Annotated in this window: 20 protein-coding genes and 2 pseudogenes; 13 read left to right on the top strand and 9 right to left on the bottom strand. The window is 66.7% G+C overall.

Going from position 1 to position 21,822, the window contains the following annotated elements; all coding sequences use genetic code 11:
* Positions 1-237: 237 nt before the first annotated feature.
* Together QX108_RS16345 and QX108_RS16340 are read right to left on the bottom strand one after the other, a co-directional pair.
* The gene (locus tag QX108_RS16345; protein WP_315787063.1) at positions 238-1,614 is read right to left on the bottom strand and encodes a sensor histidine kinase; all 1,377 of its coding nucleotides are present in this window, start codon (positions 1,612-1,614) and stop codon (positions 238-240) included.
* Complete coding sequence (locus QX108_RS16340) at positions 1,589-2,254, bottom strand: response regulator transcription factor (protein WP_315787061.1); 666 nt, start codon at positions 2,252-2,254, stop codon at positions 1,589-1,591. The genes QX108_RS16345 and QX108_RS16340 overlap by 26 nt, the downstream gene beginning before the upstream one ends.
* Before the next feature lie 117 nt (positions 2,255-2,371).
* On the opposite strand from QX108_RS16340, the gene QX108_RS16335 reads away from it, so the two are divergent.
* The 3 genes from QX108_RS16335 to QX108_RS16325 are packed head-to-tail and all read left to right on the top strand — an operon-like array spanning position 2,372 to position 5,087.
* On the top strand, positions 2,372-3,151 hold the full coding sequence (locus tag QX108_RS16335; protein ID WP_315787059.1) for an ABC transporter ATP-binding protein: 780 nt from the start codon (positions 2,372-2,374) through the stop codon (positions 3,149-3,151).
* A gap of 17 nt (positions 3,152-3,168) precedes the next feature.
* The gene (locus QX108_RS16330; protein WP_315787058.1) at positions 3,169-4,035 is read left to right on the top strand and encodes an ABC transporter permease; all 867 of its coding nucleotides are present in this window, start codon (positions 3,169-3,171) and stop codon (positions 4,033-4,035) included.
* Positions 4,036-4,073: 38 nt separating this feature from the next.
* Positions 4,074-5,087 carry an ABC transporter substrate-binding protein gene (locus tag QX108_RS16325; protein ID WP_315787057.1) on the top strand — a complete coding sequence of 338 codons (1,014 nt, stop codon included), beginning with the start codon at positions 4,074-4,076 and terminating at the stop codon, positions 5,085-5,087.
* Between the two features lie 14 nt (positions 5,088-5,101).
* Here QX108_RS16325 and QX108_RS16320 read toward each other — a convergent pair whose 3' ends face one another.
* Positions 5,102-6,454 (bottom strand): ATP-binding protein, encoded by a 1,353-nt coding sequence (locus tag QX108_RS16320; RefSeq protein WP_315787056.1) that lies wholly within the window; start codon positions 6,452-6,454, stop codon positions 5,102-5,104.
* A gap of 3 nt (positions 6,455-6,457) precedes the next feature.
* The gene (locus tag QX108_RS16315) at positions 6,458-7,165 is read right to left on the bottom strand and encodes a response regulator (protein ID WP_172114770.1); all 708 of its coding nucleotides are present in this window, start codon (positions 7,163-7,165) and stop codon (positions 6,458-6,460) included.
* A 210-nt stretch (positions 7,166-7,375) separates the two neighbouring features.
* Between QX108_RS16315 and QX108_RS16310 the strand changes: the two genes are divergently transcribed.
* From QX108_RS16310 to QX108_RS16285, 6 genes are all read left to right on the top strand, one after another.
* Positions 7,376-7,639: a hypothetical protein gene (locus QX108_RS16310; RefSeq protein ID WP_172114800.1), complete on the top strand. Its 264-nt coding sequence runs from the start codon at positions 7,376-7,378 to the stop codon at positions 7,637-7,639.
* A gap of 84 nt (positions 7,640-7,723) precedes the next feature.
* Complete coding sequence (locus tag QX108_RS16305; RefSeq protein ID WP_172133996.1) at positions 7,724-8,050, top strand: hypothetical protein; 327 nt, start codon at positions 7,724-7,726, stop codon at positions 8,048-8,050.
* Between the two features lie 61 nt (positions 8,051-8,111).
* Entirely contained in the window at positions 8,112-8,939 is an 828-nt protein-coding gene (locus QX108_RS16300) for a sterol desaturase family protein (RefSeq protein WP_315787055.1), read from the top strand.
* 112 nt (positions 8,940-9,051) lie between these two features.
* Positions 9,052-9,663, top strand: a complete 612-nt coding sequence (locus QX108_RS16295; protein ID WP_172114763.1) for a LemA family protein — start codon at positions 9,052-9,054, stop codon at positions 9,661-9,663.
* Between the two features lie 15 nt (positions 9,664-9,678).
* Entirely contained in the window at positions 9,679-10,572 is an 894-nt protein-coding gene (locus tag QX108_RS16290) for a YgcG family protein (RefSeq protein ID WP_315787054.1), read from the top strand.
* 11 nt (positions 10,573-10,583) lie between these two features.
* Positions 10,584-11,081 (top strand): TPM domain-containing protein, encoded by a 498-nt coding sequence (locus QX108_RS16285; RefSeq protein WP_315724962.1) that lies wholly within the window; start codon positions 10,584-10,586, stop codon positions 11,079-11,081.
* Between the two features lie 240 nt (positions 11,082-11,321).
* On the opposite strand, the gene QX108_RS16280 is transcribed toward QX108_RS16285, so the two are convergent.
* Positions 11,322-12,305, bottom strand: coding sequence for a YafY family protein (locus tag QX108_RS16280; protein WP_315787053.1), 984 nt, complete (start codon positions 12,303-12,305; stop codon positions 11,322-11,324).
* Positions 12,306-12,392: 87 nt separating this feature from the next.
* On the opposite strand from QX108_RS16280, the gene QX108_RS16275 reads away from it, so the two are divergent.
* Positions 12,393-13,037 (top strand): glutathione S-transferase family protein, encoded by a 645-nt coding sequence (locus QX108_RS16275; protein WP_172114755.1) that lies wholly within the window; start codon positions 12,393-12,395, stop codon positions 13,035-13,037.
* Positions 13,038-13,155: 118 nt separating this feature from the next.
* On the opposite strand, the gene QX108_RS16270 is transcribed toward QX108_RS16275, so the two are convergent.
* Both QX108_RS16270 and QX108_RS16265 read right to left on the bottom strand, forming a co-directional pair.
* A complete protein-coding gene (locus QX108_RS16270) occupies positions 13,156-14,016 on the bottom strand; it encodes a right-handed parallel beta-helix repeat-containing protein (RefSeq protein WP_315787052.1) in 861 nt (286 codons plus the stop codon).
* 396 nt (positions 14,017-14,412) lie between these two features.
* Positions 14,413-14,523, bottom strand: a pseudogene (locus tag QX108_RS16265) (VIT family protein); the annotation flags it as partial.
* 309 nt (positions 14,524-14,832) lie between these two features.
* On the opposite strand from QX108_RS16265, the gene QX108_RS16260 reads away from it, so the two are divergent.
* On the top strand, positions 14,833-15,219 hold the full coding sequence (locus tag QX108_RS16260) for a DUF302 domain-containing protein (protein WP_315787051.1): 387 nt from the start codon (positions 14,833-14,835) through the stop codon (positions 15,217-15,219).
* 154 nt (positions 15,220-15,373) lie between these two features.
* Here the strand turns inward: QX108_RS16260 and QX108_RS16255 are convergent, their stop codons facing one another.
* A complete protein-coding gene (locus QX108_RS16255; RefSeq protein WP_315799581.1) occupies positions 15,374-15,784 on the bottom strand; it encodes a hypothetical protein in 411 nt (136 codons plus the stop codon).
* A 2,712-nt stretch (positions 15,785-18,496) separates the two neighbouring features.
* Between QX108_RS16255 and QX108_RS33510 the strand changes: the two are divergent.
* Positions 18,497-18,679 (top strand): annotated as a pseudogene (locus QX108_RS33510) (hypothetical protein); the annotation flags it as partial.
* Positions 18,680-18,863: 184 nt separating this feature from the next.
* Positions 18,864-20,408, top strand: a complete 1,545-nt coding sequence (locus QX108_RS16245) for a hypothetical protein (protein ID WP_315787065.1) — start codon at positions 18,864-18,866, stop codon at positions 20,406-20,408.
* A gap of 2 nt (positions 20,409-20,410) precedes the next feature.
* Here the strand turns inward: QX108_RS16245 and QX108_RS16240 are convergent, their stop codons facing one another.
* On the bottom strand, positions 20,411-21,619 hold the full coding sequence (locus QX108_RS16240) for a CoA transferase (RefSeq protein WP_315787048.1): 1,209 nt from the start codon (positions 21,617-21,619) through the stop codon (positions 20,411-20,413).
* Between the last annotated feature and the right edge of the window lie 203 nt (positions 21,620-21,822).

Below are 21,822 nucleotides of genomic sequence, written 5' to 3'. Positions count from 1 at the left end.
CCCACCAATGATGGAATATTGTCAGGCATCAGCCCGGTCTAAAATGTCAGGGATCAGCCCGGTCGGACACACACGGGTGGTGCGAGTAGCAAAGCTCTATTTGCTTCTTTTCGATTGCACCTTATCGAGGAGAGACTCGAGCGGGCGTCCCAACTGACGCTCCCCGTGCCGCTGCCCCTCACCCCGACCCTCTCCCCGTGAAGAACGGGGAGAGGGGGCGCACCGCCGTCGGCGCGGCTATTTGCGGTCCACCGGCAATTCGAGCACCACACTGAAATCGCGTGCTTCGCCGCTGAAGCCCAGCCTGCCGCCGTGCGCTGCTGCAACCTCGTTGGCAATCGCGAGGCCGAGGCCGGAGCCGTGGGAGCCGTCGCTCTTCTGGAACGGCGACAGCATCCGTTGCTGTGTGTCCGCCGCGATGCCGGGGCCGTCGTCCCAGACGATGATCGTGACGTGTGCCGGCGCGCGCTCCACCTTCACCATCAGCCGCGTCCGCGCGCCATGCGCCAGCGCATTGTGGATCAGATTGGCGAGTGCCTCGCGCAGGCTGATGGCATCTGCTGCGACGACGACATCGTCGTCGGATTCCACGAAGCTCACGGAGACTTCGCGATCCAGCGACAGCGGCACGCTCTGCGACAGCACGGACTTGGCCAACGCGTTGATGTCGGTCGCAGCAAACCGCGGAGCCTGGGCGCGGTGCTGGATCATGGCATGATCCAGCAACTGGCTGGTGAGGCGGGCGAGGTCGGAGATGCGGCCGCGTAGCCGGTCGAGCGCCTTGGGATCGCTCGTCTGACCGGTCAGCAGTTCGACCTCGGCATCGATCGCCGCCAGCGGCGTCCGCAACTGATGTGTGGCGTCGGCGATGAAGCGCTGCATCAGCGCGATGCGTTCGGCGAGGCGCTGCATGAAGCCGTCGATGGCGCCGACCAGCGCGCGGACCTCGCGCGGCGGCGTGATCGCGATCGGACTGAGATCGTCCGGGCGGCGCTTGACGATCTCGGCCTCGATGCGCGTCAGCGGTGCGAAGACGAGACGGAGACATAGCGCGGTCGCAACCAGCGCCAGCAGGCTCATCGCAGCGATCAGGCCGATCGCCTTGGAGGCGAGATCCCAGGTCAGCGCATCACGGGCGCGCAGGGTCTGCGCCAGGACGATCTCGCTCCAGCCCTCGCCCGGCGCGCCGTCGAGCCGGCGCGCCACAGCGGCAATGCGCACCGGCTGGTCGCGGTAGACGCCGTCGCGCAACACCACGCCTTCGCGCAGCGCGCTCTTGGGTGCCTGGATCGTGAGATCGTCATAGCCGGCGACGACGACGCCGCGCGGATCGGTGACGCGGTAGAACACGTGGTCATAGGCCGACAAGGTCGCGAACGCCGCCGCCGGCGGATCCAGCGTCACCACGCCGCCCTGCATGTAGATGTTTTCGGCGATCTGCACGGCGCCGCCGGCGAGCAGCTTGTCATAGGCATCGCGCGCCGCGGTCGCCGCATATTGCCAGGCCGCGAGGCTGAGCACGACGGCGCCGACCGCCAGGATCGCGCCGATCGCGATCAGCAGCCGCGCGCGCAGCGACGTCCTGAGGTCACGAAGCGTGGAGCTGATAGCCAAGGCCGCGCTCGGTCTTGATTTCGACGGTCGTTGCCGCGAGCTTGCGCCTGAGACGCGCGATGAACTGCTCCACGGCGTTCGGGCTCGGGTCCTGGTCGAAGCTGAACAGCTGCTCCACGAGCTCCTCCTTGGCGACATAGCGGCCCGGGCGCGCGGCCAGGATCTCCAGCACGGTCAGCTCGCGTCGGGTCAGGTCGAGCGGCTGGCCGGCGACGCTCGCCGTGCGGCCGGCGCGGTCGATCACCAGCGGCCCCACGGTCAGCAGATTGTCGGACTGGCCGGCGGCGCGGCGGAGCAGGGCGCGGGCGCGCGCCTCCAGCTCGCGATAGTCGAACGGCTTGATGAGATAGTCGTCGGCGCCGAGGTCGAGCGCGCCGATGCGGTCATCGACCGCCGAGCGCGCGGTCAGCACCAGCACCGGCGTGCGCAGGCCGCGCTTGCGCAAATGCTTCAGCACGGCAAAGCCGTCCATGTTCGGCAGCATCACGTCGAGCACGATCAGATCGTAGGTCTGCACCTCGATCAGCTCGCTCGCGGTGCGGCCGTCCTTTTCCCAGTCGACGGCGTAGCCGATCCGCTCGAACCGGCTGGTCACGGCGGCGCCGATCTCGGGCGTGTCTTCCACCAGCAGGATGCGCAAGGTCGTCGTCTCAGTCCCGGAGTCAGGTTCGCGTCAGTCTCCTCCTCTATCACTTCACATAAGGGCGCCGAAGTGCACCAGGCGAAATTTCGCGCTGCAACATAGAGGGGAGGACGCATGACCGTCCATCAGACACCATCCCAGTTCGATCCGCTGCTCTCCGTCGAGGGCGTGACGCTCCAGTACAAGACGCCGGACACGCTGGTCACGGCGACCTACCGCGTCGATTTCAAGGTGTTCGATTCCGACCGCTTCGTGCTGCTCGGGCCCTCCGGCTGCGGCAAGTCCACCCTGCTCAAGGCGATCGGCGGCTACCTCAAGCCGACCGAGGGCCGCATCCGGCTCAAAGGCCACGACGTCACCGAGCCCGGCCCTGACCGGATGATGGTGTTCCAGGAGTTCGACCAGCTGCTGCCGTGGAAGACGGTGCGCGAGAATGTGGTGTTCGCGCTGACGGCGAGCGGCCGGCTCAGCGCGGCCGAGGCGCAGGAGCGGGCGAAATCCTATATCGACAAGGTCGGCCTCACCAAGTTCATCGATTCTTATCCCCACATGCTGTCGGGCGGCATGAAGCAGCGCGTCGCGATCGCGAGGGGCATGGCGATGGAGCCGGACGTGCTGCTGATGGACGAGCCGTTCGCCGCGCTCGACGCCCTGACCCGGCGCAAGATGCAGGACGAGCTGCTGCAGCTCTGGCAGGACACCCGCTTCACCGTGCTGTTCGTGACGCATTCGATCGAGGAGGCGATCAAGATCGGCTCGCGCATCCTGCTGCTGTCGCCGCATCCGGGCCGGGTCCGCGCCGAGCTCAACAGCGTGCCGCCGGGCACGATGGGCTCGCCCGAGCAGGTCGCGCTCGAAGGGCGCATCAACGACATGCTGTTCGGCCATCACTGAGGGACGGGAGAGAGATCATGAGCGAGACGCTGGCGCTGCGCCCCGAAATCGTCAATGCGGAGACTCCCCTCGGCGACGTCGAGGTCGAGGCGAGCCTGTCGTGGCTGGAACGCATCTACCGCTTCGGTGCGGTCCGCAAGGCCATCATCCTGGTGGCGCTGGCCGCGCTGTGGCAGGCCTATGGATTGTGGCTCGGCAATCCCCTGCTGTTTCCGACCTTCACCGACACGCTTTCGGCATTCTCTGAGAACATCGCCAATGGCGTCATCCCTGCGCGCACCCTGGTGTCGCTGGAGACGCTCTTGATCGGCTACGGCGTCGGCATCGCGCTCGCGGCCGTGCTGACCACGATCGCGATCGGCTCGCGGATCGGCGCTGATCTCCTGGAGGCGCTGACCTCGATGTTCAACCCGCTGCCGGCGATCGCATTGCTGCCGCTGGCGCTGATCTGGTTCGGCCTCGGCAAGGGCAGCATCATCTTCGTGCTGGTGCATTCGGTGCTGTGGGCGATCGCGCTCAACACCCATTCCGGCTTCCGCTCGGTGTCGAACACGCTGCGCATGGTTGGCCTCAACTACGGCCTGCGCGGGCTGAAGCTGGTGCGCTTCATCCTGATCCCCGCGGCCTTTCCGGCGATCCTGACCGGCCTGAAAGTGGGCTGGGCCTTCGCCTGGCGCACCCTGATCGCGGCGGAGCTGGTGTTCGGCGTGTCCTCAGGTTCCGGCGGCCTCGGCTGGTTCATCTTCGAGAACCGCAACCAGCTGGAGACGGCGAACGTGTTCGCCGGCCTGTTCACCGTGATCATCATCGGCCTCGTGATCGAGAACGTCGTGTTCGCCACCATCGAGCGCAAGACGGTGCGGCGCTGGGGCATGCAGCACTGATCGGCTATAACCACAACAACAACGAGAGGGAGACGACCATGTCCTGGAGCAAATCACTCGCAACCGCCGCGATCGGCCTCGCAACGCTGCTCGGCGCCACCGCCGCGCAGGCCGAAGTCAAGGAGATCAGGCTCTCCAAGGGCTACGGCATCCTCTATCTGCCGCTGATCGTGATGGAGGATCAGAAGCTGATGGAGAAGCAGGCCGAGAAGGCCGGCCTCGGTCCGTTCAAGGTGAGCTGGCAGCTGCTCGACGGCGGCAACATCATCAACGACGCGATGATGGCCGGCTCGCTCGACATCGCCGGCACCGGCGCGCCCGGCTTCATCACCCTGTGGGCCAAGGCCAAGGGCATCCCGGCGGTCGAGGTGGTCGGGGTCAGCGGGCTCAGCTCGACCTCGCTGTGGATGAACACCAACAATCCCGACATCAAGTCGCTGAAGGACTTCAAGCCGAGCGACAAGATCGCGCTGCCGGGCATCAAGACCTCGCTGTCGGCGGTCATGCTGCAGATGATGGCGGCCCACGAGTTCGGCAAGGAGAACTATGCCAAGCTTGATCCGATGACCGTCGGCTTGCCGCACCCCGAAGCGGTGGCGGCGCTGACCTCGGGCAAGACCGAGATCACGGCACATTTCACCTCGCCGCCGTTCTCCTATATCGAGCTGAAGGATTCCAAGATCCGCCGCGTCGCCAATTCCGCCGACGTCCTCGGACGGCTGACGATGGACGTCGTGTTCGCGCCGAAGCGCTTCGTCGATGCCAATCCGAAGGTCGTGCAGGCCTTCCTCGACGCGCTCGACGAAGCCTGCACCCTGATCGCCAACGACAAGGCCGCCGCCGCCGAGATCTACGCCCGCACTGCCAAGGTGAAGACCACCAAGGAGGACGTGCTCGAGATGCTGCAGGACAAGGACACCTGGTTCTCCGCGACGCCGGAGGGGGTGTTGAAGATCGCCGAGTTCATGCATGGCGTCGGCTCGATCAAGGTCAAGCCGGCGAACTGGCAGGACATGTTCGTCACCCAGCTGCGCGACAGGAAAGGCAGCTGACGCCGCGCTTGGGTCTAGGCGGACTGCGGAAACGCGACGCGCACCCGCAGGCCGCCTTCCGGTGAGGTCGACAGATCGAGGCTGGCGCCGTGGGCGTCGGCGATCTGCTTGACGATGGCGAGGCCGAGCCCGCTGCCGCCAGTGCTGCGGCTGCGGGAATTCTCCAGCCGGAAGAACGGCTCGAACACCGCGTTGCGCGCATCGGGCGGAATACCCGGACCGTCGTCGTCGATCGCGATCACGGCGGCCTTGTCCGGCAGCACCCGCACCGTGCAGCGCGCGGCGAAGCGCAACGCATTCTCGATCAGGTTGATGAGCAGGCGTCGCAGCGCTGTCGGCTCGCCGAGGACGGTCAGCGGCGCGTGGCCGAGCTCGGCGCTGATCTGCGCGCCGCTCTGCCGCCGGTCGTCCACGATCTCCATGAGCATCGCCGTGAGATCGAGCGGCTGGCGCTGGATCGCGGCGAAGCCGCCGCGCGACACCGCCAGCGCGTCCTCGAGCAGCCGGGTCATCTCATCGAGATCGCCGGCCGCCTTGTCGCGCTGTTCCTGCTCAGGCAGTCGCTCGACGCGAAGGCGCAGCCGGGTGATGTAGGTCTTGAGGTCGTGTGACACCGCCCCAAGCAGCAGCGTGCGGCCGCGCACCAGCTCGGAGATGCGCGTTTGCATGTCGTTCACCGCCGATATCAGGTTGCGGATCTCCGGTGCGCCCGCCGGCTTCACATGCACCGCGGTCGCATCGCTGCTGAACTGGCCGAGCGAGCGGCTGAGCTGGCGCAGCGGCCGCGCCTCGCGCGCGATCGCGATCACCGCGGCCATGCCGATCAGCGCGCCGAGCAGGCCGACGCCGAAGCCGGGCGGCAGCCCGAACAGGCGCGGGCCGGCGGCGCCACTGGCTTCGAACACGACATAGTCGCGGTCGCGCAGCGACACCGCAAAGCGCACCGAGCGGCTGGCGTTGCGCCAATAGTCGCCAAGGTGCCAGTCGCGCCAGCGCGGCAGCCCGGCACGGGACCGCAGCACAATGACGTCGCGGGGCCGCAGCGCTTGCAGATATAATTTCAGGAACTGCTCGGCGAGCGGCCGGCGCATCGTCTCGGCCGACGGCTCGGGGCGCTCCTGGGTCAGCGTGACGCGCAGCCGCTCGCTGCTGACGGCCTTGAGGATGAGCGGGCGCTCCGCGGATTCTGCGTTTTCGATCAGCTGAACGATGGCGCTGACCTGCTCTGGCAGCGGAAACAGCCGCCTGAAGATCTCCTCGCGGGACTCGCTGAGGAACAGCCAGCCGAGACCGACCGCCCACAGCGCGATCAGCGCGAACAGCACGATCGCCATCAGCCGTCCGGCGAAGCCGAGGCGCCCGAGCACGGCTTACAGCTCCTTGACCGAACCGGTGAAGATGTAGCCGGCGCTGCGCACGGTCTTGATCAGCTCGTCCTCGCCGTCACGCTCAATCTTCTTGCGCAGCCGGCTGACCTGCACGTCGATGGTGCGGTCGAGCGGATCGGCCTGCCGGCCGCGGGTCCAGTCCATCAATTGATCGCGCGACAGCACGCGGTTGGGCCGGACCAGGAAGCAGCCGAGCAGCTCGAATTCGGCGCTGGTGAGCGGCAGCGGTCCGTCCTCCGCATGCGCGATCTCGCGCTTGTCCAGATCGACCGTGAGCTTGGCATTGACGAGGAAGCGGCGAGTCTCCAGCGGCGCCGGCTCGGCGCGGCGCAGGATGGCGCGGATGCGCGCCACCAGCTCGCGCGGGCTGAACGGCTTCGGCAGATAGTCGTCGGCGCCCATCTCGAGCCCGACGATGCGGTCGATCTCGTCGCCTTTGGCCGTCAGCATCAGGATCGGCACGCGTGAGGCCGCGCGCAGCCGCCTGCAGATCGACAGGCCATCCTCTCCGGGCAGCATGATGTCGAGCACGACGAGGTCGGGATCGCCGAAGGTGTTGCGGAAGCGGTCGAGCGCCGCGCCGCCGTCGCCGACATCGACCCGGAAGCCTTCGCGCGCCAGATGGTCGCGTAGCAGGCTGCGGATCTCGATGTCGTCCTCGATGATCAGGAGATGGGGGCGCTGGTCCATGCCGGTCGTTTTAAGAACACCTCGCGTGATCGGGCAACCCTGCCTCAGGGACCGTTACAAAACGTTACATGGCCGCTCTTTCCTGCAATCCGCCGGCAAAGTTGATCGGCGAGGCTCTCCTCACGCCATGAGGCGGTGTCGAAGTAACAGGAGAGACAGATGAGTTCAGTTCGGACCCCGATTGCGGTCGCGGCGATCGCCGCGATGGTGATGGCGCTGGGGGCGTCCAGCGCCCAGGCCTGGACCCGCAGCGGCGGCGGCGTCGGCCCGCGCGGCGGCACCTGGTCGTCCTCCGGCTCGGGCGGCTGTGGCGGCGGCAGCTGCAGCCATAGCCGCAGTTTCACCGGCCCGCGCGGTGGCGTCGTCACCAACAGCGGTCAGACGACCTGCGCCGGCGGCAGCTGTACCCACACGGGAACGACGACGGGTCCGTATGGCGGCACCGTCAGCCGCAGCAGCACCGTCACGCGCTGACGCGACCGACCCCGGCTCCGCACCTCCCGCGGAGCCGGGCGGGCGCAAATCGTCCGCAGATCTCGAGCACCCCATGGAGACCTCATGCGCAAGATCCATCGCCTGTCGCTGGCGAGCGCGCTCGCGACCACGCTCGCCTTTGCAGCCTCCCTGGCGCGCGCCGGCGGTATCGACGTCGGCCCGGCGTTGCAGCGGCCTGACGTCCGGGCCGCCATCGCAGCCTGCCATGCCGACCAGAGGCGGCTGTGTGCCACCGTCCGGCCGGGAGGGGGCCGCATCGTGCGCTGTCTCGCTGCCCAATCCGATCAGCTCAGCGACACCTGCGCCGCCGCGATGCAAGCCGCGAGCGACGCTCTGACGGCTGCCGGCGCCGCGCTGCGACCCGCGCCGCAATCGCGTACCAGGCTGTAGGCGCCTGACCATCAGGCCTTCAACGAGACCAGTATCGTCATCGTGCAGGAGTACGCCGACCATGCGCGCCGTTCTCGACGACCATGCCGCCGGCTGGCCATTGCTCCTCGCCATCGTCTTCATCGGCCTCGAGTTGATCTACGGACTGCTGGCCGGCCGTGAGGACGTCTACGATCCGGCGGAGACGCTGGCATCGTTCGGCGTGGCGGTCGGCAACGTCATCGCCAAGGCATTGACCAGCGGTGTGGCGGCGTTTCCGTTGGTCTTCGCCTATCAGCACCGGCTGTTCGAGATCCCGCTCGATTCCGTCTGGAGCTGGACCGTGCTCTTCATCGCGGTCGAGTTCTGCTACTACTGGTTCCACCGCGCCTCGCACCGGATCCGCTGGCTATGGGCCACGCATGCGGTGCATCATTCGGCGACGCGTTTCAATCTCTCGGCGGGCATCCGGCTCGGCTGGACCGGGCAACTGACCGGCGCCTTCCTGTTCTTCCTGCCGCTCGCCTGGATCGGCTTTCAGCCGCTGGCGATCATGCTGCTGCTCGGACTGGGCCTGCTCTACCAGTTCTTCCTGCACACCGGCGCCCCCGTCCATCTCGGTCCACTGGAATGGGTGCTGAACACGCCGCGCCATCATCGCACGCATCACGCCGTCAACGACAGCTGCCTCGACCGCAACTACGGCTCCGTGCTGATCGTGTTCGACCTGATGTTCGGGACCTTCGCCGAAGCGCCTCGCGACGAACCGCTGCAGTTCGGCCTCCGCGGCCGCTTGCCCACCAACAATCCGTTCCGCATCGTGTTCGGCGAATGGATCGCGCTCGCAGGCGATGCCTGGCGGGCGCCCGGTGTCCGGCGCAAGCTGCGGCTGTTGTTCGGGCCGCCGTAAGTGAGGCCGTCCACCTTTCATTTTGCCGCGATGTCGACTATCTGATCCTGCGCAGGCAATGCCGGGCCCGGACAATGTTCCTGCGCGGCGGCCGATGATGGGGGAGATTGCGATGCGGAGATTGCTGACCGTGCTGGCGGCGCTCATGACGCTGAGCCTGACCAATTGCGGCTACAACGCGATCCAGACCAATGACGAGCAGGTCAAGGCGGCCTGGTCCGAGGTCGTCAACCAGTATCAGCGCCGCGCCGATCTGGTGCCCAACCTCGTCAACAGCGTGAAGGGGTTTGCGCAGCAGGAGAAGGATGTTCTGCTCGGCGTCACCAATGCGCGCGCCAAGGTCGGCAGCGTCCAGGCCACGCCCGACGTCGTCAACGATCCCGCCGCGCTGCAGAAGTTCCAGGCCGCGCAGAGCGAGCTGACGGGCGCGCTGTCGCGCCTTCTGGTCGTCACCGAGAACTATCCGCAGCTGAAATCGGATGCGCTGTTCCGCGACCTGATGTCCCAGCTCGAAGGCACCGAGAACCGCATCACGGTGGCGCGCAACCGCTACATCAAGTCGGTGCAGGAGTACAACGTCGGCATCCGCACCTTCCCGAACAACCTCACGGCCATGGCGTTCGGCTACAAGGAGAAGGCCAACTTCACCGTCGAGAACGAGCGCGAGATCTCGGTCGCGCCGAAGGTCGACTTCAACGCGCCGTCGCCTGCGCCGTCCAAATAGCCGGAGCGTCCGATCTTGCGCGCGCGCTCGGCCGTCAAGGCGCTGCTTGCGACGCTGCTCGTCTGCCTCGCGACGATCGTGCTGGCCGACGTCGCAGTCCCGCAGCTGACGGGCCGCGTCGTCGACCAGACCGGCACGCTGTCCGCGTCGGACGTCGCGGGTCTCACCCAGAAGCTCAAGGACCTGGAGACCCGCAAGGGCAGCCAGGTCGCGGTGCTGATCGTGTCGACCACGCAGCCCGAGACGATCGAGCAGTTCTCGATCCGCGTCGCCGAGGCCTGGAAGATCGGCCGCAGGAAGGTCGACGACGGCGCGCTGCTGGTGATCGCCAAGAATGACCGCAAGCTGCGCATCGAGGTCGGCTACGGCCTCGAGGGCAGCCTCACCGACGTCACCGCGCGCCGGATCATCGACGAGGTCATCACGCCGAAATTCCGCTCCGGCGATTTCGCCGGCGGCATTGACGCCGGCATCGACCGCATCATCGGCGTGATCAATGGCGAGACCCTGCCGGTGCCGCAGCCGCAGGCCTCGCATGGCGATATCGACATGGACTCCATCACGTCGTTCGCGCCGGTGGCGCTGTTCGGCGCGCTGGTGATCGGCGGCATCCTGCGCACGCTGCTCGGCCGCCTCCTGGGATCGCTGGCCACCGGCGGCGCCATGGGCGCGATCGCCTGGGTGATGGTGGGATCGGCGGGATTGGCAGCGTTGTCGGCGATCGCCGGCTTCGTCATCGCCTTCATTGCCGACAGTTTTGCCTCGATGGCGGGGCCGGGCAGCGGCCGCCGCGGCGGCTGGTCGAGCGGCTCGTCGTCGGGAGGCTGGAGCAGCGGGAGTTCGAGCAGCGGTGGCTTCTCAGGGGGCGGCGGCAGCTTCGGCGGCGGCGGCGCCTCGGGCAGCTGGTGAGGCGGAACCACATGAGCATCACACGGATCGGCCGGCATCTGCTGCATCATCATTGGCAGCTCAGGCGCGTCTTCACGCCGGATGTCCTGGCGAGGATCGAGCAGGCGATCAAGGACAGCGAGCGCGTCCATGCGGGCCAGCTCCGCTTCGTCGTCGAAGGCGCACTCGACGGCCGGCCGCTGTGGCGCAACCAGCCGCCGCGCGAGCGTGCGCTCGACCTGTTCTCCAGCTTGCGGATCTGGGACACTGCCCACAACAACGGCGTTCTGATCTATCTGCTGCTCGCCGACCGCGACGTCGAGATCATCGCCGATCGCGGCATCCATGAGCGCGTCGGCGCCGCCGGCTGGGAGACGATCTGCCGGGCGATGGAGGCCGAGTTCCGCGCCGGGCGATTCGAGCAGGGCGTGATGCAAGGCATCGCCGCGGTGTCACGCGAGCTCGCGAAACATTTTCCGCCGCACGCCGGCGAGACCAACGAGCTGCCGGACGCGCCGGTGGTGATGTAGCTCGATCTCATACCTTCGCTGACATCAGCAGCATCGTACGCCACGCAATCATTGGCCACGCTCTCTCCGTCATTCCGGGGCGCGCGGAACGCGCGAGCCCGGAATCCATAACCCCGAGCGGTGGTGAGGCGAAGAAGCGCCACCACGATCTCGCGCCCCAGGACGGTTCGTGGCTATGGATTCCGGGCTCGTCGCTGCGCGCCGCCCCGGAATGACGGCGGAGAGAATCTCTGCCGCAACTCACACCGTTGCCGCCTCTGCGCCGTAGCGCTTCACCATGTCCCGCGCCAGCTCCGCCATCTTCGCCCGCAGCTCCGGCGGATCGATCACCTCGGCCTCCGGGCCGAAGCGCAGCAGCTCGCCGGCCGCGTGCCACAGCGTCGTCCCGGTCGGGATCGTCGCGATGCGCCAGCCATCGGCATCGGCGTCGTCGGCGAGCCGCGTGCGGGCGCGCACGTAAGGCTGGCTCCACACCTCCAGCAGCTTCACGCCGCGCGGCGACAGGCGCACGGTCGCTGCGTTCGGATGCATCTCCGCCTCGAGCCGCTCCGTCGCGGCGCGCCAATAAGCGGCGAGATCGAAATCGGCCGGCCGCGCGAAGCTCTCGGTGGTCACCGTGCAATCGAGAATGCGCGCGACCCGGTAGGTGCGCACGCTGCGTTCGACCCCTCCTGCGAGATACCAGCTGCCGCCCTTGAGCACGAGGCCGAGCGGCGCGACGCGACGGCGCTTCTCGGCACGCCAGGTCTGATAGCGGATGTCGATCTGGCGGTCGGCGAGCAGCGCATCGGCGATGGCGCGCAGATGCACCGGCTCCTCGGCCTCGCCGAACCAGCCGGGCGCATCGAGATGAAACCGCGCCTGCATCCGGCCGGCATTGGCGCGATGGCTCGGCGGCAGCGCCGCGACGAGCTTGCTCTGCGCCGCGCTCATCGCGCCATCGAGCCCGAGCGCGGCGGCCGGGCCGGGCAGGCCGGCCATGAACAGCGCGTCGGTCTCCGCCGGCGACAGTCCGTTCAGCCGCACGCGATAGCCGTCGAGCAGGCGGAACCCGCCCTCGGCGCCGCGCTCGGCATAGACGGGGATTCCGGCGGCGGAGAGCGCGTCGATGTCGCGATAGATCGTGCGCACCGAGACCTCGCAGGCATCCGCGAGCTCGGGCGCGGTGACCTGTCCCTTGGCCTGCAGGGTCGTGAGGATGGAGAGCAGACGGCTGGCGCGCATGCCGTTGTTTAAACATACCTGACACGCCTTGTCAGGTATGGTGTGCGACAAGCCCGCCACCGCAGCCGGCAATGGGAGGAGACCATCATGACCGCCGACGACAAGATCACGCTGTATTATTCACCGCAGACCCGCGCCGCCGGCACACGCGTCCTGCTCGAAGAGCTCGGCGCGCCCTACGATCTGCATGTCCTCAACATGAAGGCCGGCGAGCAGCGCAAGCCGGAGTTCCTGGCCGTCAATCCGCTCGGCAAGGTGCCGACGATCGGACATCGCGGCCAGATCGTGACCGAGCAGGTCGCGATCTTCATCTATCTCGCCGATCTGTTTCCGCAGGCGGGGCTGACGCCGGCACTCGACGACGTGCTGCGCGGGCCCTATTTGCGTTGGATCGCCTATTACGGCGCCTCGTTCGAGCCGGCCGTGATCGACCATTTCATGAAGCGCGAGCCGGCGCCGGTCACGCAGTCGCCCTATGCCGACTACGACACGATGCTGGGGGCGCTGGAGCAGCAGCTCGCCAAGGGGCCGTATCTCCTCGGTGAGCGCATGACCGCCGCCGACGTGCTGTGGGGCGTCGCCTTCAACTGGACCATGATGTTCGGCGTGGTGCCGCGCAAGGACGTGTTCGTGCGCTACGCCGAGCGCATCACCCAGCGTCCGGCGTTCCAGCGCGTCACGGCCGCGGATGCCGAGATGGCCGCCCAGCACGCGGCCGCCGCCGGCGTCTGAGCGCCGGCCATCGCTGGAATCGAGCGAGGTCCCGCCGGCAGCGGGACCTCGCCGAAGCGATTGCACATCGTCTGGCAGGCTGGGATCGCCGAACCTCGGGCTTCCCGCAGCGGCGTCGCTAGTTCAGGCTGATCCCCGCGAGCGGCGTGCCGTCGACGCCGTTGTTGCTGATCGCGTTGTTCTTGAAGGACGAGACGGAGCCGCCGCCGGTTTGGACGACGCCGTTGGAATTGCCCTGGATGACGGAATTTCCCAACGTCACGATGGCGCCGCTGCCGCTTGCCAGAACCCCGGTGTTGTTGAACTCGGAGACCAGCCGGTCGAGAAAGACGCCCATCCCCGGCTTTCCCGCCGGGACCGTCGCGGATATCCCGGCATTGCCATTTACGATGGTCCTCGTGTTCGAGACGAGCACGCTGATCGCGCTGCTCGAATTCGCGGTCGAGACCGTGACGCCGAAGGCGGACGCCTTCAGCGAGGAGTCGGCGATCACCACCTGCGCCGCACCTGACGGCGCGACCGAGATTGCACTCTGAGAGAAGTTCTCGATCGTACAGTTCTCGATGACGAGCTTGCGGCCGGCGAGGAAATTGACGCCGTTGAGGCCGAGGGTCGTGCCGGCGCCGTTGATGCTCAGATTACGCAGGATGATGACGTCGTTGGCGCCGGCATTCACGTTGATGCCGTTGGTCGCCGACGCCAGGATCGAGGCCATGGTCCCCCCGCCGTCGATGGTGATCGATTTGGTGATCGTCACGGCGCCGAAGCCGCCGGGATCGAGCACATCGATCTCGCCGCCGGCCGCGGTCTTCGAGATCGCGCCGGCGAAGGTCTTGCAGGGCGCCGTCCGGCTGCACGGGTTGACGTCGTCGCCGACCCCGGACACCCAGGTCCGCGTCGCCTGCGCGTGCGCGCCTGACGAGGCCATGATCAAAAGTGCGGCGCACAAAAAACCGATCGAAGAAATGAGCTTTCGCATGAGCGCTCCCCTAGAAATTCTGGTGATGAAAAATAGTCCGAAGACAGAGTATTAGTCTACGAAAGCAACCAGAGCGTTCATCGAAAACGGCGCGGTGGGACGGTTCATAATAGAATCTTTAGTTGCTGTCCGGCTGGAGGCGATTTCGCTGACGGTGGTGGACTGTCAGCGTCGTTCCAATCTCATGGGCGCCCCCACGTTCGGACCTGCGTTCTGCCTGCCCAGCAGTCCGCCGGCTTCGTCCCGCCCTCGCCGGACTTGAGCGCGCGCCCGTCATCTTCTCGATGCAGGTAAGAAAAAGCGGTCGCTGAAGCGGACGGCCAATGCGTTCGGCCGGAGCCTGGGTCAGCAGCGCGGCGATGGAGGTCGCGGTAGTGCGCAAAGTCGGCGTCGGCGAAGAACGTCCGTGCGTCCGACGATGCCGTCATTGGCGCCCGGCACTGCCGCCCGCAGCCAGCCGATGCGCGAGACGGGATGTGATTCGGGATACGAATGGAGGCGCGACATGCCAGCTCCCGCGGATCAATTTTCCGCTCCGAGGATCGTTTTTTGATTTTTCGTCTCGAGCCTGTGCTTGATAGAGAGAATAGTGGTGTCGGAACTGGGAAGGCGATCGAAGAGTTCATCAGTCGACAATGACGATCTTCGATGTTGCCGTGTCAGGTCATCGCTTTGGCGGCCGACGTGCCAAGTCTATGTAGACTTTGCCGATTTCGGCAGTATCCGCATTGACCGGAAGAGAGCAAGATAAGCGGTCAAAGAGACGTCGCGTCGGAATCGCGAAAGCACCCCCTCCAACCTGGAAGTGGATGAGCCATGACCTATACAATCAATCGGATGATCTCCGAGGCGAGCATCGACGAAGTCGATGCCCGTGCGCGAAAGGCGCTCGCGGACCATGGCTTTGGCGTCCTGACCGAGATCGACGTCAAGGCGACGATGAAAAAGAAGCTCGATGTCGAGATGAAAGGGTACCGAATTCTTGGCGCGTGCAACCCAAAGATGGCGCATCAGGCAATCGGAATCGAACCACGGGTGGGCGCGATGCTTCCCTGCAATGTCATCCTGCGGGAGGTTGAGGGCGGCGTTGAGGTCAGTGCCATCGATCCGGTGGCCTCGATGCAAGCGATCGAGAACACTGAACTCATCCGTGTGGCGGGGCAGGTACGGGATCTGCTCGCCGGCGCGGTTGCCGCGATCTAGGTGATCTTCGGCGGGCCGCGGGCAGCAATCAGTTAGAACTTCGGCACCGCGCAATCGCGCACTTCGCCAGTCGTGTGATCAGCGTTTCCGGGCCGCATTCAGAAGGTCGGTCCGCCAACAGGTATCGTTTCGTAGTTGTCGAGGCGGATCGTCTTCACGCCGAGAAATCGCGGGGCAATATTTCCTTGTCTGATGACGTTGAAGAAATCGGGTTGTCGTCGCCTTGCACGGTCAGTTTGAGCTTGCTCGGGCAGTCTTTTGGAGAGTCGATGTCGAGGGAAAACGGAATCGGAAAGGTCGTTCTCGCGTTGGGGACCACGAAATATTGAAATCGTTCCTCACGCCTTGATCCGCTTCTCTGTACGGGCTCGTCGAGCGAGAAAAACAGGAACTTCGAAGGCGAGACTCGATATTCCCGGCGAGCTTCATCTTCTGCCGAGCGCACCAGCTCTCCGCGTAGCGTCGTCTTGCATGCCCCGAGTGCGCTGGTTGACACCACCATTGCCATTGATGCCGCGACGGTCACGGCGGTCGCTATCGACGAGAAGGTCGGCATGGCAGCCATGGTAAGCATGTCATGTTCTATGCGACGAGCGCACGGGGGCGCAGGCTACGAGATATTGTAGTGACAGTGCGTGAAACGCGACGAACGTCAACCTGCCCTCACTCCCACTCACCCGACGGGCAATTCCCGCATCCCCACCATGCGCAAACTGCCCGTCGAGCCAGTTTGTCGCACGCTTGCCGGCTTGTAGCGTCGGGCAAATCACGACGATGATCCCGGCCATCCCGCCTGCGATGAAGAGGGACGTTTCGGCCGATCGTCACGAGGCGTAGCAGCGGGGAGCGGTGGCCGTATCGGCTTGGGGCTCTGCGCAAGCGGGCCGGCGAGCAAGTGCGGTACGGACGGTCAAGTCGTAGGGTCCTGGCATCCCGATGCCGATGCCAAGTTCGCATGCAGGCTTCGCCTCGTGCGGATGACGGTGACCAGAAAGCCCGGCGCACCGGGGAGACTACGAAGCAGCCGTAAGCCCATCGCGCAGGGAAGGCCGGGTCGTTCCGGCTGAACCTGTGGTTCCTGCCCCGTGCATTTTTTCCGCACGGGGGCCACGGGCCTCAGCCGAGGCTCGGCCTTCCCTGCGCCCTCCGATCTGAGGAGGGAGAACGCTGCCGAGAGCTCGGGCGCGAAGACGTGCCGCGGGAGCGCAGCCTGCCGTGTCCTGATAGGGCGTCCGGTTAACGATGATTATTCGGGCACCGCCTGCCACACCTGCTCCACTTTGTCGGCGCAAATCCGCCCCGGATGAATCCCTAAAACTCAGGTAAGCCCTTCAAAAGTAAGATTTTGGCAATCAATCAAACGCTAACTAAGGTTACCAAGGGCTGAACGTCATCTGGAGACTTGATCGTGAGCGAGCAAAAGGCCGAACAGACCAGTCTTGGCACTGCAAGCCTCGGCACAGCCAGCCTCGGCATTGCAAGTCCTGGCGTGGCCAGCGCTGAGCCGGCGCTGAGGACCGCTGCGTCCCCCGACGTTGCCGATGCCGCCGTGCCGGCGATCGCTCCGGCCGCGCAGGCGATGATCTCGCCCGATCACGAGGCGCCCACGGCGGACCGTCAGGCTGCCGACGTGAAGGCTTTGACCACCGACGTTTCAGCGGCGACGCCGCTGGCCAAGCCCGAGCCGGTCGCCGCCGACGCTGTCAAGGCCGAGTCCACCTCCGAGCCGAAGGCGGAGACCAACGTCGAGCCTGCCAAGGTCGAGGAGATCAAGGCGGAGGCCGTCAAGGTCGAGCCGGCACCGGCCGAGCCCGCCAAGCTCGAGGTGGCCAAGCTCGAGGTGGCCAAGCTCGAGGCGACCAAGCCCGAGCCGAAGCGGCTCGATCTGGTCAAGTCCGACAAGACCAAATCGGACAAGGTCAAGCCGGAGACGGCCAAAGCGGATGCGATCAAGTCCGACCCGATCAAGGTCAACTCCGGCCAGAGCATCTCGAATCCGGGCGCAGCCAAATCGCCGTCGACGATCCTGGACCTGATCAGGACCGAGCCGGTCAAGTCGGAGCCGGTCAAGACCGTCGCCGCGGCGGGCGATCTGCTCAAGGTGGAGACGCCCAAGCTGTCCGCGCTGGCGGCCAACGCGCCGAAGATCGGCCCGATGGGCGCCTCTGCGCCGAAGCAGGACGCCGCGGGCAAGACGGACGTGTCAGCCAGGTCGGAAGCGCCGGGCAAGCCGGCGGTTGCCGCAGCCAAGCCCGAGGGCGCTGCCAAGGCTGAGCCGGCTGCCAAAGCTGACGGCATGGCCAAGGCTGATGGCATGGCCAAGTCGGAGGCGGCGGTTAAGCCCGAGCTCGCCGCGAAGCCGGAGCCGGCGGTGAAGACCGAGGCGCCGATCAAGCCCGATGTGGCCGCCAAGCCCCCGGCGGGGGCGGCCGAAACGGCTGCCGAGCCGGTCAGCAAAGCGGGTCTGGCCGGAGCTGCCGTGGACAAGGCCGCCGCCTGGGCCAAGGGCAAGCTGAAGGCCGAGCCGTTCAAATTCGACGCGATGTCCAAGTCCGAGGCGGCGTCCAAGGGACCGTCCATGGGACCGTCCAAGGCTCCGCCCGCTGCGACGATCGCGGCCGCCGCGGCGGCGCTGCCGCCGCAACCGGGCAAGGCCGGGTCGCCTCCCGCTGCGATGACCGGGCGTTTCGGGCTTCCGGCAGTCGCCGCAATCGTGCTGCTGGCGATGGTGGTCGGCGGTGTCGCCGGCGCCGTCGTGACGGCCACCCTGATCGATCGCACCGGCGGCGGCATGGCCGAGACGTCGGCCGGCGGTGCTGCGGATCCGACCATGAGTGCGGCGGTGTCGCGCATCGACAACGAGATCGCCACCCTCAAGGCCAGCCTCGATCAGACCAATCAGACCAGCCTGGTCGAGCTCAACAAATCGGCCGAGCGGCTCGACCGGCTCGAAAAGGTGCTGGGTGAGCTCGCGACCAAGTCGTCGGGCAAGCCGAGCGAGTTGCAGCGGCTCAGCGAGGCGGTGGACCGGCTGCGCGCGGCGCAGGCGTCTGCCACCTCGCAGGCGACGGCGCGTGACAACACGGCGTCGGTGCCCCAGGCGGTCGGCGCGATCAACGCGGCGGCCCCGCCGTCAGGTGTGCCGATGCGGCAGGAGGCGAGCCGGGCCGAGCCGGCCAGGACGGATTCGGGCCGGGCCGAAGCTGCCCGCGCCGAATCTGCCCGGACCGAGACGGTGAGGGCAGAGGCGAGCCGCGCGGAGGCCGCCAAGCCCAAGGTCGTCGAAGGCTGGGTGCTGCGCGACGTCGGCCGCGGCGGCGCCCTCATTGAAGGTCGCGGCGGCCTCTACGAGGTCTATGCCGGCGATCCCGTCCCCGGCCTCGGCAAGGTCGACGCCATCCGCAAGCAGGACGGGCGCTGGGTGGTGGTCACGACCAAGGGGCTCGTCGTCGCGCGCTGACCAACCATATCTGCGTGAACCCATCCGACGAGGCGCCTCACCGCGACGTGAGGCGCCTCGTCGCACAATTGGCCGGTGCTGCCGCCTTTCGGCTATGTTCGGCCGGTAGCAAGCCGGCGCGCGGCTCAGCCGATGGCGTGGTCTGCGCGGTCGGTTGCGAAACAGGAGGCGCGTCGTGCGATTGTTGGTAGTGGGCCTGGCCATGCTGTGTTGCAGCTCGCTCGCACACGCGGACGAGCGCGCGCCGCTCGAGCGCGGCACCGCGATCCTGGAGCCGTTCGCGCTGCGCGCGCTCGACAAGGGCGCGTTCGGTCTCGGCCGGATGCTGGCGCCCGCGGCCGCGAATGAGGCGCCGCTGACCGGCGCCGCGCTGTTCGGGCTGCCGTCCATGGTGCCGGTACGCAAGGCGCTCGAGGCCGAGTTCGACCGCTATGTCGAGAAGCACAAAGCGAGCCTGCCGAACGAGAGCATCGGCGTCGGCACCTCCTACGCCTTCCAGCTGTTCGATCGCAGCATGCTCGACTCCCCGGATGCACGCTTCGTTCTGGCCGGCGTCGTCAACCGGATGGACCGCGCCTTCGTCGATCCCGAGCATTGCGGCGAGGTGCGTCTGCTGTACCGCCTGACGCGGACCACGCCGCCGGAGGCCAAGGGCGGCGAGATCGCCTCGCCCCGGCTGCCGATGACGCTCAACGTCGTGCTCAAGGCGCGCAGTGACGCGGAGGCGAAGAGCAACACGCCGAGCTGTGCGGAGATTGCCAGGCGCTGGCTGGCGACGTCCGATCTGCAACTGACGGGACCGGAGCTTGCGGCGAAGCTTTCGGAGCCGGCTGGCCCGCTGGCGCTGATCCGGCCGGAGAACATCCACCGCATCGAGACCAACCTCCAGGTCGCGCATGCGCCGAAATCGGCCATCCGCGACTTCCGCACCGACTACATGATGAAGGTGTTCGACTATCAGGCCACCAGCGCGACCTTCGAGGAGGCGGTGCTGGAGGACCAGATCGATCGCGACCGGCTGCTGGCGGATGCCGGCCTCGCGCGCGAGTTCAAGGCGTGGCTGCTCGATCCCGTCCATCTCGGCGAGCTCGACCGCGGCATGGCAGTCATCCCCGACAAGTTCCTGGCCAAGGTCGCGGTGGCGCCGACCCCGACGGGTTTCGTCAATTCCGACATGCTGCCCGCCTATGGACTGGTGCAGAGCGAGGCGGCCGGGCAGGGAGCGGTGTTCACCGAGACCGACGTGGTCGGCGCGCTGGCGAAGGCGGCGGCGCAGGGCATCCAGCTGCAGAACATCCAGTCGGTCGCCGGCTTCGAGCGCCGCCTGAACGATTCGAGCTGCGGGGGGTGCCACCAGACCCGCGGCATCGGCGGCTTCCATTTCCCCGGCGTGGACTGGATGGCGGAGCAGCCATCCAACACCGTCGTGGTGCCGGGTTCGCCGCATTTCTTCGGCGACCAGGTTCGCCGCCGCGACATCCTCACCGCCATCGCCGACGGCCGCGCACCGGATTTCTCGCGCGGCTTCGCCAGCCGTCCGCAGCTGCGCGGCAGCGATGAGCTCGCCGGCACGGTCTACAATGACGGCTGGGGCGGGCACTGCTATGCGAGCCGCGCCGACGCCGCCGACAACGACAAGAGCTTTTCGACATGGACCTGCGCCGCGAACCTGTCCTGTCAGACAGGTCCTGCGACGCGGTTCGGCATGTGCTTCATCGCGACGCGTTAGCGTTAGCCTACCGCGCCGCGCGCCCTGAGGTCGCGGATGGCTTCGTCATCGAAGCCGGCCTGCCGCAGGATGTCGTCGCTGTGCTCGCCGACGCTCGGCGGCTTGCGCGGGACGACCTTGCGCTGGCCGTCGATGAAGATCGGGCTGTTGATGGTCAGCATGGTGTCGTTCTCGAACGGCACCAGCACCTCGTTCTCGATCATCTGCTTGTCGTCGGGGATGTCGTCGAGAATGCCGACCACGCCGAACACGAGCCCGCTGCCGTCGAGGATCTTGCGCCATTCCGCCAGCGGCTTGGTCGCGAACACCGCGTCGAACTCCTGGATCAGCTCGACCGAGCGCGCGTGGCGGTCCGCCTTGGAGACGAAGCGCAGGTCGTCGATCAGGTCGTCGCGGCCGAGACAGCGGGCCAGGATCGGCCACTGCTTCTCCTCGTTGAGCAGCGACAGCATGATCCAGCGGCCATCCCTGCACTTGTAGTGGTTGGCCACCGCGTTCAGCGCCCGCTCGCGCGGCCGCCGCTCGACGAACGTCGCGCCGCATAGTTTGGCCTGGGCCAGGACAGACGCGGCCCAGACCCCGTTCGCCATCAGGTTGGAGGCGACGTGGCAGCCCTTGCCGGTCTTCTCCCGCTGATACAGCGCGGTCACGATGGCACCATAGAACGCCATCGCGCAGGGATGGTCGCCCATTCCGGCGACAGATCGGGCCGGTGTCGTGCTCTCGTCGGCGCGGACGAGGTCCATCAGCCCGGATCGTGCCCAATAGGCATTGCTGTCGAAGCCCGGCTTGTCGGCCTCCTCGCCCCTCTCGCCATAGCCGGTGAACGACGCATAGATCAGCCGCGAATTGAGCGGCGCGAGCTTCTCGTAGGTCAGGCCGAGCTTCTTTCTAACCGACGGCGGGAAGTTGGTAATGAAGACATCTGCCTCCGCGACCAGCCGCTGCAGCACCGATTGCGCTTCGGACTTCGACAGGTCGAGCGCGATGCTGCGCTTGTTGCGGGCTTCGAGGTACCAGGCGTAGTTGTGCTCGCTGCGCGGATAGCCGGGCAGGTTCGGGAGGTTGCGGTAGGGGTCGCCGGCGCCGGGGGGCTCGATCTTGATGACGTCGGCGCCGAAATCGGAAAGAACGGTCGCGGCGGCGGGGGCGGCGATGAAGCTGGCGCAGTCCAGCACCTTCAGGCCATGGAAAATGCCCTTGTCGTCCATGAGGCGTCGCTCCCGTTTGTTGCTTTCCGCGTGCTGGAATTGATCATTCGCGCGGTTCGACAACTATTTGGCCCAGGTCGGGCGGTCGAGGCAATGGCGGGGAGGCAGCTCGTACTACAAAGAAACGCAAGTATGGTCAGGAGCGGGCACCGCTCCTGTCTGGTCTCGGGGTGCCTCGTGCTACGGTGGCATGATGAAAGAAG

This window comes from Bradyrhizobium sp. SZCCHNR1002, assembly GCF_032381435.1.
In the GTDB taxonomy this organism is placed as follows: Bacteria; Pseudomonadota; Alphaproteobacteria; order Rhizobiales; family Xanthobacteraceae; genus Bradyrhizobium; species Bradyrhizobium aeschynomenes.
The sequence above is the reverse complement of the archived record's forward strand: the minus strand, read 5'-3'. Positions and strand labels throughout refer to the sequence as shown.